A 12,321-nucleotide genomic window follows, 5' to 3' on the forward strand; every position below is an offset into this window, starting at 1 on the left:
TTGTGATGACCGGCTTTTTTATTTGACGCTACGCTGACCGCGGTTTAATCGATCAATTAAATTCATCGCTTATAAATATTTTGAAGGAGCAAAATTATGGCAGTAGCCTATATTGTAGACGCAGTTCGGACCGCAGGCGGTCGTCGCGGCGGACGTTTGGCTGGAGTTCACCCGGTTGATTTGGGCGCAGCGACGCTTGATGCGATTGCTGATCGCAACGATTTTGATCCAGCGGCGATTGAAGATGTGATTACCGGCTGCGTCATGCAGGGTGGTGAGCAATCCGGCGATGTTGGTCGTAATGCGGTTCTGGCATCGAAGCTGCCAGACAGCATTCCATCGGTTTCGATCGACCGCCAGTGCGGTTCTTCGCAGCAGTCCATTCAGTTTGCGGCGCAGGGCGTTATGTCCGGCACGCAGGACATGGTTCTGGCACATGGTATCGAGAGCATGACTCGCGTGCCAATGGGATCAACGTTCAAATTGTTCAAGGATGCGGGACTGGGTAGCAACAAATCCGCCGGACTAGAAGCAGCCTATCCGGGCGTTCAGTTCAGCCAGTTCACCGGCGCCGAAATGCTGGTGAAGAAGCACGGATTCACCCGTGATGACCTCGATGCTTTTGCACTGGAAAGCCATCAAAAGGCAATCAAGGCAACCGAAGCCGGCGCGTTTAACAACGAAATCGTCGGTGTGAAGATCGAAACACCGGAAGGCGAAGAAGTGCACAAGGTTGATGAAGGCATCCGCTTTGACGCAACCCCGGAAAGCATCGGGTCGGTAAAGTTGCTGCAAGAAGGTGGCGCAATTACCGCCGCCAACGCCAGCCAGATTTGCGATGGTTCGAGTGCCGTTCTTGTTTGTTCCGAACAAGCGCTGAAAGACCATGGTCTGACCCCACGGGCGCGGATCGTGAACTTGACGGTAACCGCCGGTGATCCCGTGATCATGTTGGAAGAACCGCTTTTCGCTACCGACCGTGCGTTGCAGCGCGCCGGCATGAAGATCGACGATATTGATCTTTATGAAGTGAACGAAGCTTTCGCCCCCGTGCCATTGGCATGGTTGAAGCATACTGGTGCTGATCGCAGCAAGATCAATGTCAATGGGGGCGCTATTGCATTGGGGCACCCGCTCGGTGCATCCGGCACCAAGCTGATGGCAACCTTGCTCAACGCGATGGAAGGCAAAGGCTCGAAATATGGCCTGCAAACCATGTGCGAAGGCGGCGGCCAGGCAAATGTCACCATTATCGAGCGGATGAACTAATAGACGCGCATAGCGTCCTGCTGAACCCAGTTCAGCAGGACGGCAAATAGAAGAAAGACAAGATTATGGAACTCAACAGCAATATCTCAGCCGTGATTACCGGCGGTGCTTCCGGTCTGGGCGCTGCAACAGCCCGTCGTTTGGCAGAGCAAGGCGTCAAAGTCGCTCTGTTCGACCTCAACGAAGAAAAAGGGGAAGCATTGGCCAGCGAATTGGGCGGTGTTTTCTGCAAGGTCAATGTGACCGACGATGACAGCGTGGATGCTGGTTTTGAAAAAGCCCGCGCCGCCAATGGCCAAGAACGGATCTTGGTCAACTGTGCTGGTATCGGCAATGCGATCAAGACCGCTAGCCGGTCGAAGGAAGATGGTTCGATCAAACATTTCCCGATGGACGCCTTCAAATTCGTCATCGAAGTGAATCTGATCGGTACTTTCCGCTGCATCGCCAAATCGGCGGCCGGCATGTTGACGCTCGATCCGCTGGAAGACGGCGATCGCGGTGCCATGGTGAATACCGCTTCGGTCGCGGCTGAAGATGGTCAAATTGGTCAGGCTGCCTATTCCGCTTCCAAGGGCGGTGTGGTTGGCATGACCCTGCCGATTGCGCGTGACCTGTCCCGCGAAGGCATAAGGGTGAACACGATCCTGCCCGGTATCTTTGACACGCCATTGCTCGCTGGCGCGCCACCACAGGTGCGCGATGCTCTGGGTGCGATGGTTCCGCATCCGCCACGCCTTGGTGTGCCGGATGAATATGCCAAGCTTGCGCTGTGTATGATCGAAACCGGTTATTTCAACGGCGAGGATGTTCGCCTTGATGGCGGTATTCGGATGGCACCGCGCTAGACAAAGCAAATCAAGGGGCTGCGAGAAACTCGCGGCCCTTTTTGTATCTGATGGAGAGAGCCATGTCCGACTATACCCAAATCCTATATGACGTCGCTGACAATATCGCGACGATCACGATCAACCGCCCGGAAAAGATGAATGCCTTTACCGGGACGATGATCAAGGAGATGACGGACGCATTTGATCGTATCGATGCGGATGATGATGTACGGGCGGTGGTGGTGACGGGGGCTGGCGAGCGTGCCTTTTGTGCCGGTGCCGACCTAACTCCTGAAGATGGAAAAAAACCGTTCGCCAGCGAAGATCCGGTGGAAGATTATTCCGATCCCCGCGTTCGCGATGGCGGTGGCCTGCTGATCCTGCGTATCTACCAATGTCTGAAGCCCGTAATCGGCGCGGTCAATGGCGTTGCTGTCGGTGTCGGTGCCACCATGTTGCTGCCCATGGATATACGGCTGGCCAGTGAAACGGCGCGCTTTGGCTATGTGTTTGCGCGGCGCGGCATAGCGCCCGATGGCGCAGCAAGCTGGTTCCTGCCCAATCTGGTGGGGCGTGCGCAGGCCTTGGAATGGTGCTTGACCGGCCGGGTTTTTGACGCGGAGGAAGCGATCAGCGGTGGCCTGGTCCGCTCTCTCCACAAACCGGAAGAATTGTTGCCTGCTGCTTATGAACTAGCCCGCGAGATTGTCGATAATACGGCGCCGGTATCGGTGGCGGTGACCCGGCAGATGTTGTGGCAGTTGCCCTCTACAGCGCATCCGATGGAGGCGCATAAGGTCGATAGTCGGATCATCTATAATCGCGCGAAATCCGCCGATGCGAAAGAGGGTATTGCGAGCTTTTTGGAGAAGCGCAGTCCAAACTATCCGGATAAAGTGTCGAGCGACTTGCCAGACAGCTTTCCATGGTGGGAAGAACCTGTTTATAAGTGACAAAAAATATGACGTTGTGCATGGGGGAATATAAATGAGCGTCGACAAATTAGCGACCAAAGAAACCGAAGCGAGCGCACGCAATAAGCTGATCGAAACCGCCAGTAATATCATGCGCAAGGGTGATACGATCGATATTTCGTTCAGCGAACTATCGGTTCTGTCCGGCTTGAACAGTGCCTTGGTCAAATATTATTTCGGTAACAAAGATGGCCTGATGGAGGCGATCCTTGAGCGCGATATGGATAATATTCTGGTCCAGGTCGGCCTCCTGATCAAAAAGGACATGCCGCCGGAGGATAAGCTTCGCCTTCATATCGGCGCGGTCATCGATACCTATTATGAATTTCCGTATCTTAATCGGCTGACCATGCGGTTGATTCGTGAATTGCCGCCGGAAGGCGCGCGAAAAATCGCGGATAAATATCTCAAACCTTTATCCGAGGCCTATAATATCTTTGTCGGCGAAGGCATAAAATCCGGCGTTTTCCGTGATATGAATGCTGACTTATTCTACTCCGCAGTTACCGGAGCAGCGGACCGATTCTTCACAGGAAGACTGGTTTGGAAATATTGCTATGGTCGCGATGATTTCGACGAAAAAGTACGCGACAAATATCGTGAGCAGACGGTTGACCTGATCATGGCGGGTATCCTGAAGCAATAACCCATCGAAAAAGGCATAGGCATATGAGCAAGACGGTAGCAAATCTGGCGCTGGCAACAGTATTGATCTTCAGTTCACCGGCTCTTGCCCATGGCTCTCAATCGGCAAAACCAGCGGCACATGGTCCGGTGATGACCATGGATCAAATCTATCAAGCCTTCGGCTGGGATTTTGACACAGCTGAAATCACAACCCAGAAAATCGACGATGGATTCTATGTCCTGTTCGGGCTCGGCGGTAATATCGCTGTGTCGGTGGGCGAAGATGGTACGTTGATCGTTGATGATCAGTTCCCGCAGCTCATGCCCAAGATCAAGGCCGCTCTGCAAGAGATCGGCAGCGAGAGTGTTGATTTTGTCATCAATACCCACTGGCATTTTGATCATGCAGATGGGAATCTAGCGCTCGGCAAGGAAGGTAGCTGGATCGTATCCCAGGCGAATAGCCGCGCCAAAATGCTGGACGATCATATCGTCAATTTCGGGCCTTTTGCGACGGAGCAGAAAGCTTATCCGAAATATGCGCTGTCTGACATCACCTTTGATGAGACGATGCAGTTCCATATCAATGACGAGAAGATCGACCTGCTACATGTCGGTCCAGCGCATACCACCGGCGATACGGCGGTCATATTCCGCGGTGTGAATGCGGTGCATCTGGGTGATGTATTCAACAATGCCGGCTATCCCTTTATTGACGCCGACAATGGTGGTGACCTCGCGGGGATGATTGCTTTCTGTCAGGCTGTCCATGACGCGATTGATGACGATACGAAAGTCATTCCCGGCCATGGCCCGGTCACCGACCGTGCAAAACTGGCCCGCTATATCGACGTGCTGACCATCATTCAGGACCGTGTGCAGGTGCTGATCGACGACGGCAAGTCGCTACAGGATATCATGGCGGCAAAACCCACGGCGGATTTCGATGCCGAGTTTCAGGCCAATGCAATGATGCTGCCGAGCTTTCTTAGCCGCGTTTATGCGAGCCTGACGCGGGAGTAATTTACTCCGCCGCTTCGCCTTCCGGTTCCAGCTTGTCCTGCGTACGCAATTCGAAATCGCTGGCATCATGGCGGTTGCGCAACTGACCTTCTAGATCACCCCAGGCCCGATTGACCATCTTGCCGCGCTGTACGGCGGGGCGTTCGGCGACCATATTAGTCCAGCGGTTCATATGTTTGTAGGACGCCGTGTCGAGAAATTCAGCCGCCTGATAAACGACATTCTTAACCAGCGCGCCATACCACGGCCAGATCGCTATATCGGCGATGCTATATTCGTCGCCGGCCATATATTCATTGTCGGCCAGATGGCGGTCGAGCACGTCGAGCTGGCGTTTGACCTCCATCGCAAAGCGATCGATGCAATATTCAATCTTCACCGGCGCATAGGCATAGAAATGACCAAATCCGCCACCGAGATAGGGCGCGCTTGCCATTTGCCAGAACAGCCAGTTCATCGCTTCGGTGCGCTTCTTGGGATCACTTGGCAGGAATTCTCCGAATTTCTCGGCGAGATAGAGCAGCATCGAACCGGATTCGAACAGCCGTGTCGGCGTGTCGGTGCTGTGGTCCATCAATGCCGGAATTTTGCTGTTCGGGTTGATGTCGACAAAGCCGCTGCCGAATTGGTCACCATCGCCAATGTTGATCAGATAGGCGTCATATTCTGCGCCCTGATGGCCCAGAGCCAGAAGCTCTTCCAGCATGATCGTGACCTTCACGCCGTTCGGTGTTGCCATGGAATAGAGTTGGAATGGATGTTTGCCGACCGGCAGTTCTACCTCTTTGGTCGGGCCAGCAATCGGACGATTGATATTGGCAAAGCGGCCGCCATTGGCCTTGTCCCATTTCCAGACTTTCGGGGGCGTATAGTCAGGCAGGTCGGTGGTCATGGGATCGTTCCTTATCTTTGTGTTGCATCAGAGATAACAGCTGAAACCGTTCCAATCACGCAAGTTTTTCTGCTTCCGCATCAAGCGGATTTATAACGGCCTAGCTTCGGGCCGGAATGCTGTGCACCATGGTCAGAAATTGCAGTGTTGTTCCTGCGCGGCGATGCTCGGACAGGGCCTGATAGTCGGGGTCATTATACCAAGCGTTGGCCGCCGCTTCATTGGGGAATTTGAACATTACCACCCGGCCTTCGGGCGGTGACGGGCCTTCGAAGGTGACGCTATTGTCGTCAAAGGTGATGAACTCCCCGCCATGCCGTTTCAATATCGGGAAAAACCCCTTTTCATAGACGCGATATTTGGCCGCATCTTGCACGGTGAAATTGGCGACGACATGGACGGGCAGTTCAGACATTTTGATCTCCTAGTTCATTTCCGCAAAGGTCTTGTCCTTATCGACGCGGACGTCTTGCGGCAGGCCAAGCACCCGTTCGGCGATGATGTTTTTCAGGATTTCATCGGTGCCACCAGCAATTCGCAGGCCCGGTGCCCACATGAAGCTTTCCTGGAAAATGGCATCAGCAGGCGATTCATCCTTGTCGACGATCAGGCCGAAATGGTCCTGCATTTCGATCGCGCTGTTGCAAATATCCTGCAGATGATTGGCGTTGATGATCTTGCCAATCGCATTTTCTGGACCCGGCGTTTCGCCCCGCGACAAAGCGGTCTGGGTGCGGAATTTGGTCAGCTTATAGCCCTGCGCCGCGACATACCAGTCGGCCAGTTTCGCGCGGAATGCTTGGTCGGATATGGTGCCAGCCGAACGGGCATAGTCCATGATTTCCTTCCAGTCCGGTCCCGGAGAACCACCCACGGCGAGCCGCTCGTTCATCAAGGTAACCAAGGCCACTTTCCAACCCATGCCCGGCTCACCGAGGCGATCAGCATCCGGGATGCGGACGTCGGTGAAATAGACTTCGTTAAATTCCTTGCCGCCGGACGCCTGATGGATCGGCCGTACATCGACGCCCTTCTGCTTCATGTCGACAATGAACATGGTCAGGCCCTTATGCTTGGGCACATTGGGATCGGTGCGCACCAAAAGGATACCATAATCGGAATAATGGGCACCGGACGTCCACACTTTCTGCCCATTTATGACCCATTCGTCGCCATCTTTGACCGCTTTTGTCTTGAGACCGGCAACATCCGACCCGGCTGCGGGTTCGGAGAAGAGCTGGCACCAGACTTCTTCGCCCATCAGCGCTTTGTGGACGTAGCGTTTCTTGTGCTCGTCTGATCCGAAGGCAATCACTGTCGGCACACACATGCCGAGACCGATAGCAAAAGGGCCTGTCGGGGCATCAAATTTGGCTTCTTCCTGTCCCCAGATAACCTGCTGCATCACGGTGCCGCCGCGGCCGCCAATTTCCTTGGGCCAGGTGATCTGCGCAAAGCGGCCTTCCGCTTTGGTCTTCTGCCACGATTTTGCGCGGGTTAGAAAATCTTCGCGTCCACCGGCCCGCAGCGCGCCGGGGGTCTTGGGCTTGAGATGTTTTGAAAGGAAAGCGTGCGCTTCGGCGCGGAATTCTGCTTCTTCAGGTGTGTCATTGAAATCCATATTCTATTCCTTCTCAATCATTTTTCGCTTCGAGCGCGCTGACCAATTTCTCTTTCCACACGGCGGGACTGCCGGCCTGTACGGAGAGCAATTTTGCGCGACGGTAGAAGAGGTGGCAATCCACCTCCCAGGTGAAGCCCATGCCGCCATGGGTCTGGATATTTTCCTTGGAGGCAAACCAGAAGGCTTCTGACGCTGCGACCCGGGCAGCCGCCGCGGCTTCGGGGAGCTCGGCAGCGTCGCTGGATAGCGCCCATGCTCCATAATAGGCGTTGGAACGGGCGACTTCATTTTTCACATACATGTCCGCGAGCTTGTGCTTGATCGCCTGATTGCCGCCAATGGCGCGACCAAAGGCAACCCGTTCCTTGGCATAGTCATTGGCCATTTCGAGACAACGGGAAGCGCCGCCCAATTGTTCAAAGGCGATCAATATGGCTGCCCGATCATTGATCTGGTCGTGCAAGGCCATTCCATTGCCCGCTTCGCCGAGCAATTCTGCTGCCGCGCCGTCGAAGCTGATCGTCGCATGGCTCCGCGTGGGTTCGAGCGTCTTGATCGGTTCCCGCGATATGCCGTCTTGGTTCAGGTCGACAATGGCAAGGCTTTCGCCGCTACCGTCCTTGACCAGCACCACCGCGTGGGTAGCGATATCACCATCGGTGACCGGGATTTTTTTGCCCGAAATTTTCCCACAGCTAAGTTTTGTGGTTATCGCGCCGGATTTGATCTCGCCCGGTCCTTCGCTGACCGCGATACAGCCAACGACGCTGCCGTCGGCAATTTTGGGAAGCAATGTGGATTTCTGTTCTTCGCTGCCAGCCAATTTCAACGCTTCGGCAAAGAAATAGGCGGAGGAACCGAAGGGTACGGGTGCCAGAACGCGGCCCAGTTCCTCTGCAATCACGCAAAGCTCCAACATGCCGAGGCCCAGTCCGCCATATTCTTCGGGAATGGCGGCACCGAGCCAGCCCATTTCGACAATTTGTTTCCACACATCTTCATTGTGGCTCTTGTCGTCATCATCCAGCACTTCGCGGACCTGCGCAGAAGTGCATTGCGCTTCCAGAAACTTACGCGCTTCATCGCGGAGAAATTTCTGGTCATCAGAGAAATCAAAATTCATCGAGCGTTCCTGTCCTAATTACTATTATTATTCTTATTCGTCATTGGCGGGCATGCCCATTGCGCCCCGTATTTCGTCATTATCGGCGCCCAAAGTGGGCGGGTCGGCATAGATGTTCGCCGGGCTTGCCGAATAGTGCACCGGATGTTTGATCGTCCGATATTTGCCGATTTTCTCGCCTTCACGTTCTTGCCAGAATCCGACCTGCTCCAAATGCGGGTCGGTCAGAACATCTTTCATTTGGTTGTAGCGCATGGCCGGAATATTATGTTCGTCCAGCAGCGGTAGCCATTCGTCGGTGGTCTTGGTTGCGGCAATTTCTTCGATCAGGGCGTAGAGCGCGGTGATATTCTTGGTGCGCTGGGAATAATCGGAAAAGCGGGGTTCATCGAAGACGCCCGGTTTGCCACCCAGTTCAAAAAACTTCCGCCACTGCGCATCATTATAAGGCACCAGGCCGATATAGCCGTCCTTGGTCGGATAAGGTTTGCGATTTTCGTTGATCGAGCGCGTGTAGGCAAGCTTGCCATTGCCGGGAATGAACGTCTCGCCCCACAGATTTTCGACCATGTTGAACCAGGTAAAGGCTTCGAACATCGGCACCTGGACAAATTGCCCTTCGCCGGTTTTCTCTTTGTGATACATCGCCGCGAGCGTGGCGTTTACGGCAAATAGCCCGATCGTCTTGTCGGCCACCAGCGAAGGCATATAGAGCGGCCGTCCGCTGTCACCGCGCATTTCAAACAGGCTGGCAAAACCGGACGCGCATTGGATCAGGTCATCATAAGCCTGCCGCTTTTCATATTCACCGCCCTGACCGAAACCGGCGCAATGGACATAGACGATGCCGGGGTTGATCGCCTTGACGCTTTCATAGTCCAGACCGAGCCGTTCCATGCCAGCGAGGCGGACATTATGGAAAAATACATCGGCATGTTTCAGCAGTTCGAGAATGACGGCCTTGTCGTCGTCATTCTTGCCGTTGAGCGTTACTGATTTTTTGTTGCGGTTCAGCGATGTGAATATCGGACCCAGATCGCCGGTCGGATTGTCACCCGCATGGCGCATCATGTCGCCGCCGAATTTGCCTTCGCCATTTTCAATCTTGATAACGTCCGCGCCCATGTCTGCGAAATTCAATGTCGCGAACGGACCAAGGACCACGGTCGACATATCGACGATCTTCAATCCCTTCAGTGGACCGGTTTGTTCCACGTCCCATTTCAGCTCTGGCCATCCGCTCATTCAAAAGTCCTCAATTTATTAGGTGCATAGATTACCTTGTCTGTTATCATGTTTAATCGATTGATGAACTGTTTATTTTGAGGGAATTACCATTGGCTTTGGCAGACAAAAGCGCGCCGGTGCTTATCGGCGTTGGCGAAACAAGTGGCCAGAAACTAAAGCAATCGCTGGGGCTGGAATGGCCTTCGACCGTCGATCTGGCGTCGGCGGCGGTCAAGCAAGCGCTGGCGGATAGCGGCGCGGCGGACAAGCTGGCCGCGTCGATTGATTGCCTGCTTTCGATTCGCCTGTTCCACGACAGCGGCCTGCCACATGATTGCGGATCGCCGGAGAATCATCCCGAAGCGGTGGCCACGGCCTCCGGTCTCGATCCCGCGCACTTGCTCTATGGCGATGTCGGCGGGCAGAGCCCGCAGAAGCATCTCAACAAGCTGGCCTGTCAGGTGCATGATGGCGAATATAAAGCCGTGGTCCTGTCCAGCGCGGAGAATATGGGTACCGTCAAACGGGCGCGGCGGAGCGGTCACAAGCTGGACTGGAACCAGCCAGCAACCCGCGAGATGACCGATCTCATCACCAACGAAGACAAGATGCTCACTGCCTATGAATGGCGCCAGGGTATCATCAGCATGCCCATGGCTTACGGCATTGTCGAAAATGCCCGGCGCGCGCGGCTCGGGATGGACCGGGACAGCTATGCGCAGAGCATGGCCGAACTATGGGAGGCCTTTGCTGGCGTTTCGCTCACGCGTGAGCATGCGCAATTTGCGCGGCAGTGGACGGCAGAAGAATTGCTGGCTGACGATCATGGCAATTACCGGCTCAATGACCCCTATCGTCGCTGGATGGTGGCACAGGATGCAGTGGAACTGGGTGCAGCGGTGATTTTAACGACCGCTGGCCATGCGGCAGAGCTGGGCATTGCCGCAGATAAGATGATCTATCTGCACAGCGGCTCTGATGCGAGCGTGCCCTTGATGAGCCTGCAGGACGATTTGTCGGTATCCCCAGCGATGCAGGCTGCTTTCCCCAAGGCACTGGAACTGGCGGACGTTGAAGCCGGTGATCTCGGCCCGATTGATATTTACAGCTGTTTCCCTGTGGCGGTGTCGCTGGCGATGGACGCGCTGGGTTCGCCGGATCGTTCGCTGGCGTCTTATACGCTGACCGGCGGCCTCAGCTTCTTTGGTGGTCCCGGTAACAGCTATAGCGCGCACGGCATGGTCGCGCTGGTTCAGGCACTGCGCAAGGATGGCAGTAAGCCGGGTATGATTTCCGCCAATGGCGGCGTGATCAACAAGGAATCGGTGGGCATTTATGCCGCGCAACCGGTCGCTGGCGGCTGGTCGCCGGACCGGATCGCCGCGCCGGTGCGGATTCCAAAGCCGGATCATGTCAAAGCGGACCATTTTTTCAGCGGCAAGGCGGTGATCAAAAGCTATGCCATGCCTTATGGCAAGGCCAGCCGGGGCGCGGCGTCGCTGTGGCTGGAAGACGAACAAGGCTTGCCCGCCATTGGCGTGCTACCCAATGCGCCGGAAGACACCGATCTGATCGGATTGGCGGTCGATGTGGCCACCGCGGACGAGCGCAATATCGCGACGCTCAGCGGATAGTCTGCATATCCAGCAGTTCGATTTTCGGGGTTAGATAGCAATCCCGGCACGGCTCCACTTTCGCCAGATCGGTCGACAGATATTTTGTGTTGCCGTCGGCGAATATCGTCGCGACCGCTTTACGTGTGCCATCGGCGGCCACCGGTTGCTGCACGGCTGCGTGGATTGCGGCAACCAGATTGATGCCGCTGGAAATGCCGACACCCAGACCGAATTGGCGGTTGAGGCGCTGGGCCATCAGGATCGCGTCGCCGTCATGCACGCCGATCACGTCATCCAGTTGGGACAGGTCGAGAATGGCAGGGATGAATTCGTCTGACAGGCCCTGTACCCGATGTTGCCCGCATTTGTGGCCGACCGAAAGAGTGGGCGATTCCATTGGCTCGACCGGGTGGACGGCGATGCTGGGGTCGCGGCCTTTCAAATAACGCCCCATGCCCATGACCGTGCCGCCGGTACCGACACCGGCGACAAAGCCGCCGAGCGCGCCGCCGTCGGTGGCAAGCTGCTGCCAGAGCTCGGGCCCGGTCCCTTCTGCATGTTCATCGGCATTGACCGGATTGGAAAACTGGCGGGGCATATAGGCGCCCTGCTGACCCAGTTCTTCCGCCGCAGCCATGCAACCGAGAAAACCGCCTTCTTCTCGCGAGACCAGACGCACATCGGCGCCATAGATTTCGAGCGTGGCGCGTCGTTCCGAGCTGACCCAGTCGGGCATGAAAATCACGACAGGATGGTCGAGGGCGCAACCAATGGCGGCAAAGGAAATGCCGCTATTGCCGCTCGTTGCCTCGACAATCGTCTGACCCGGCATTAGCTCGCCGTGCCGAAACGCATCCTGCAGGATCGCGAGGGCCATGCGATCCTTTATGCTGCCGGACAGGTTGAACATTTCCGCCTTGGCGTAAATGGTTACCTCCTGATCCTCGTATCGTGCCAGAATTTTAATGGTCGGCGTATTGCCGATCAAAGCCGATAGCGACAGAAGCTTGTCTTCCTGCGCCTGGCCTACAAACTCCAACATTATATAATTCTCCGTGACAACATCATTGGTTTATGATGCTGACCGACTAAAAAATCTTCGTCATTTTTTGGTGA

General features: G+C 55.3%; 12 protein-coding genes. 6 read left to right on the plus strand and 6 right to left on the minus strand.

Annotated elements, in window-relative coordinates:
• Positions 1-96: 96 nt before the first annotated feature.
• The 5 genes from ABJG22_RS06310 (at position 97) to ABJG22_RS06330 (ending at position 4,723) form a co-directional block, all read left to right on the plus strand.
• The gene (locus tag ABJG22_RS06310; protein WP_348019404.1) at positions 97-1,269 is read left to right on the plus strand and encodes an acetyl-CoA C-acetyltransferase; all 1,173 of its coding nucleotides are present in this window, start codon (positions 97-99) and stop codon (positions 1,267-1,269) included.
• Between the two features lie 65 nt (positions 1,270-1,334).
• Positions 1,335-2,117 carry an SDR family NAD(P)-dependent oxidoreductase gene (locus ABJG22_RS06315; protein WP_348019405.1) on the plus strand — a complete coding sequence of 261 codons (783 nt, stop codon included), beginning with the start codon at positions 1,335-1,337 and terminating at the stop codon, positions 2,115-2,117.
• A gap of 62 nt (positions 2,118-2,179) precedes the next feature.
• Complete coding sequence (locus ABJG22_RS06320) at positions 2,180-3,052, plus strand: crotonase/enoyl-CoA hydratase family protein (protein WP_348019406.1); 873 nt, start codon at positions 2,180-2,182, stop codon at positions 3,050-3,052.
• 34 nt (positions 3,053-3,086) lie between these two features.
• Positions 3,087-3,719, plus strand: a complete 633-nt coding sequence (locus tag ABJG22_RS06325) for a TetR family transcriptional regulator (protein WP_348019407.1) — start codon at positions 3,087-3,089, stop codon at positions 3,717-3,719.
• Between the two features lie 23 nt (positions 3,720-3,742).
• Positions 3,743-4,723: an MBL fold metallo-hydrolase gene (locus ABJG22_RS06330; RefSeq protein WP_348019408.1), complete on the plus strand. Its 981-nt coding sequence runs from the start codon at positions 3,743-3,745 to the stop codon at positions 4,721-4,723.
• Between the two features lies 1 nt (position 4,724).
• On the opposite strand, the gene yghU is transcribed toward ABJG22_RS06330, so the two are convergent.
• The 5 genes from yghU to ABJG22_RS06355 all read right to left on the minus strand — a co-directional run bounded on the left by yghU (position 4,725) and on the right by ABJG22_RS06355 (position 9,607).
• On the minus strand, positions 4,725-5,615 hold the full coding sequence (gene yghU / locus ABJG22_RS06335; protein ID WP_348019409.1) for a glutathione-dependent disulfide-bond oxidoreductase: 891 nt from the start codon (positions 5,613-5,615) through the stop codon (positions 4,725-4,727).
• 100 nt (positions 5,616-5,715) lie between these two features.
• Positions 5,716-6,030, minus strand: a complete 315-nt coding sequence (locus tag ABJG22_RS06340; protein WP_348019410.1) for a DUF1330 domain-containing protein — start codon at positions 6,028-6,030, stop codon at positions 5,716-5,718.
• Positions 6,031-6,039: 9 nt separating this feature from the next.
• Positions 6,040-7,236: an acyl-CoA dehydrogenase family protein gene (locus ABJG22_RS06345; protein WP_348019411.1), complete on the minus strand. Its 1,197-nt coding sequence runs from the start codon at positions 7,234-7,236 to the stop codon at positions 6,040-6,042.
• 13 nt (positions 7,237-7,249) lie between these two features.
• On the minus strand, positions 7,250-8,362 hold the full coding sequence (locus ABJG22_RS06350) for an acyl-CoA dehydrogenase family protein (RefSeq protein ID WP_348019412.1): 1,113 nt from the start codon (positions 8,360-8,362) through the stop codon (positions 7,250-7,252).
• Between the two features lie 33 nt (positions 8,363-8,395).
• A complete protein-coding gene (locus ABJG22_RS06355; protein ID WP_348019413.1) occupies positions 8,396-9,607 on the minus strand; it encodes a CoA transferase in 1,212 nt (403 codons plus the stop codon).
• A 92-nt stretch (positions 9,608-9,699) separates the two neighbouring features.
• On the opposite strand from ABJG22_RS06355, the gene ABJG22_RS06360 reads away from it, so the two are divergent.
• Positions 9,700-11,223: a hypothetical protein gene (locus tag ABJG22_RS06360; protein ID WP_348019414.1), complete on the plus strand. Its 1,524-nt coding sequence runs from the start codon at positions 9,700-9,702 to the stop codon at positions 11,221-11,223.
• On the opposite strand, the gene ABJG22_RS06365 is transcribed toward ABJG22_RS06360, so the two are convergent.
• Entirely contained in the window at positions 11,213-12,247 is a 1,035-nt protein-coding gene (locus ABJG22_RS06365; protein ID WP_348019415.1) for a cysteine synthase family protein, read from the minus strand. The two genes, ABJG22_RS06360 and ABJG22_RS06365, sit on opposite strands and share 11 nt — an antisense overlap.
• Positions 12,248-12,321: the final 74 nt, after the last annotated feature.

The organism is Parasphingorhabdus sp., from assembly GCF_039939955.1.
GTDB lineage: Bacteria > Pseudomonadota > Alphaproteobacteria > Sphingomonadales > Sphingomonadaceae > Parasphingorhabdus.

Coding starts and splice junctions, on each gene's coding strand:
- ABJG22_RS06310 (WP_348019404.1), top strand. CDS start 97: ATGGCAGTAGCCTATATTGTAGACGCAGTTCGGACCGCAGGCGGTCGT.
- ABJG22_RS06315 (WP_348019405.1), top strand. CDS start 1,335: ATGGAACTCAACAGCAATATCTCAGCCGTGATTACCGGCGGTGCTTCC.
- ABJG22_RS06320 (WP_348019406.1), top strand. CDS start 2,180: ATGTCCGACTATACCCAAATCCTATATGACGTCGCTGACAATATCGCG.
- ABJG22_RS06325 (WP_348019407.1), top strand. CDS start 3,087: ATGAGCGTCGACAAATTAGCGACCAAAGAAACCGAAGCGAGCGCACGC.
- ABJG22_RS06330 (WP_348019408.1), top strand. CDS start 3,743: ATGAGCAAGACGGTAGCAAATCTGGCGCTGGCAACAGTATTGATCTTC.
- yghU (WP_348019409.1), bottom strand. CDS start 5,615: ATGACCACCGACCTGCCTGACTATACGCCCCCGAAAGTCTGGAAATGG.
- ABJG22_RS06340 (WP_348019410.1), bottom strand. CDS start 6,030: ATGTCTGAACTGCCCGTCCATGTCGTCGCCAATTTCACCGTGCAAGAT.
- ABJG22_RS06345 (WP_348019411.1), bottom strand. CDS start 7,236: ATGGATTTCAATGACACACCTGAAGAAGCAGAATTCCGCGCCGAAGCG.
- ABJG22_RS06350 (WP_348019412.1), bottom strand. CDS start 8,362: ATGAATTTTGATTTCTCTGATGACCAGAAATTTCTCCGCGATGAAGCG.
- ABJG22_RS06355 (WP_348019413.1), bottom strand. CDS start 9,607: ATGAGCGGATGGCCAGAGCTGAAATGGGACGTGGAACAAACCGGTCCA.
- ABJG22_RS06365 (WP_348019415.1), bottom strand. CDS start 12,247: ATGTTGGAGTTTGTAGGCCAGGCGCAGGAAGACAAGCTTCTGTCGCTA.